We start from the raw sequence: 1,687 nt of genomic DNA, 5'->3' as shown, positions 1-1,687 counted from the left end.
AGAACCGATATTTATGGGGGTAGCGAAACAAGGAGAGGAAATTGCGGTTGTATTTCTTCAAACAGAAGAGAAGATACAAATGATTGTTGCAACTTCTGAAATTTCGGAAGAGGATATAGCGGAACTTGCAAAGGAGTTAACGAAAGTATATCCGGATATTCCTGGTTTCATTGGTAATAAGAAAGTCATACAGAAGTTAGCTGAAGAGATTGCGATATTAGAACGGAAAAAAACTACACTTGGAATGGAACAAGGTGTATATGAATTAAAACGAGTAAAGAAGAAGTGGAGCGGAGATGGAATTTTTCGTGCAGTAAATAGTGATGAGCTGCCATTAATAGAACAGTGGATACATCAATTTTGTGAAGATGTGAAGCTTCCTACTACGAAAGAAGAGGCAAAACAAACTGCATATACACTAATAACTACTAACCGTCTATTTGGTCTGGAGGTGGGCGGAAAACTAGTCTCTGTAGCTGCAAAAACGAGACCGACTACAAATAATATAACAGTCAATTTCGTTTATACGCCGAAAGAGGAACGAAAAAAAGGATATGCATCTATTTGTGTAGCCGAACTTAGTCAACGTATGCTAGATGAAGGCTACAAAACAACGACATTATATACCGATCTAGCAAATCCAACTTCTAATAAAATTTATCAAGAAATTGGTTATGAGAAGATTATGGAGTCGGTACTTATATTTTTAGAGAAATAGAACAAAAAGGCGCGCTAATTTAGCGTGCCTTTTCGTTATTCATCAATTCGAATAACCTCGCCTTGCGGAAAGTCTTCAGTCTCTAGTAAGTTACGAATAGCTTTCGCAACATATTCAGGTGACAGTAGCTTTCCTTTTTCTTTTAATGCGGTGAAGCGGTCTAAGTTAATAAAGTCTTCCTTATTTGTTTCACGAATTTGTGCTTGCATATTTGTATCAACAACACCCGGTGCAAAAGCGACAGTTTTTACAGGATAGTCTTTCTCCACTTCTTCAGTAGCTACGCACTGTGTAAACATATTTATACCGGCTTTCGTTGTACAATAAGCTCCCCATCCGAAATAAGGATTTTTTCCTGCACCAGATGAAATATTTATAATGCGTTTATCTACTTTCCAGTCTTTCGTCTGTTTCATGAAAGTGGAAGTAAGGATCATCGGTGCAATTAAATTAATATGAACGTTCGTAATGAATTGTTCACTTTCTGATTTTTCGATGGGTTTTATTGGTGCAACTGTGCCTGCATTATTAATTAAATGAATCGATGAGACATTGTCTTTTTGAATAGATGAAAAGACTTCGTTAAAATGCGTTTCTAAATTATGTACATCTTGAAGATCTATGGAATGGAAAATACAATTGCTGTTGTTTTGCTCGGCGATTTTTGTAAGCTTTTTATTTTCTCTCCTAGAAATAGAGATAACGGTTGTATTTTCTTCTAACAATTGCACGGCGATTGCCTCACCTAAACCTTGTGAAGTTCCTGTTACGATAACGTAGCGCATAGTGTAGAAAACTCCTCTCATATGTGTGGGATTTTATTGGACAACGTACATTGTATAGTTTGTCTACATTTTATAGTATAGAGCACTTTTTACTATAAATGAAATGAGATGATTATGTGCCTTTTATGAATCGCTTTACAACAACAGTAACTGGTGCCGTCACGTTCACTGGGAACATGTTAGG

2 protein-coding genes are annotated in these 1,687 nt (G+C 36.4%); one reads left to right on the top strand and one right to left on the bottom strand.

The window, feature by feature from the left end; translation table 11 throughout:
- The coding region (locus AC1DTM_RS25390) for a GNAT family N-acetyltransferase (protein WP_477001178.1) at positions 1–718 on the top strand (718 nt) is incomplete at its 5' end.
- A gap of 35 nt (positions 719–753) precedes the next feature.
- On the opposite strand, the gene AC1DTM_RS25385 is transcribed toward AC1DTM_RS25390, so the two are convergent.
- A complete protein-coding gene (locus AC1DTM_RS25385) occupies positions 754–1,503 on the bottom strand; it encodes a (S)-benzoin forming benzil reductase (RefSeq protein WP_016105804.1) in 750 nt (249 codons plus the stop codon).
- Between the last annotated feature and the right edge of the window lie 184 nt (positions 1,504–1,687).

Source organism: Bacillus sp. P4_D3 (genome assembly GCF_056401855.1).
The sequence above is the reverse complement of the archived record's forward strand: the minus strand, read 5'-3'. Positions and strand labels throughout refer to the sequence as shown.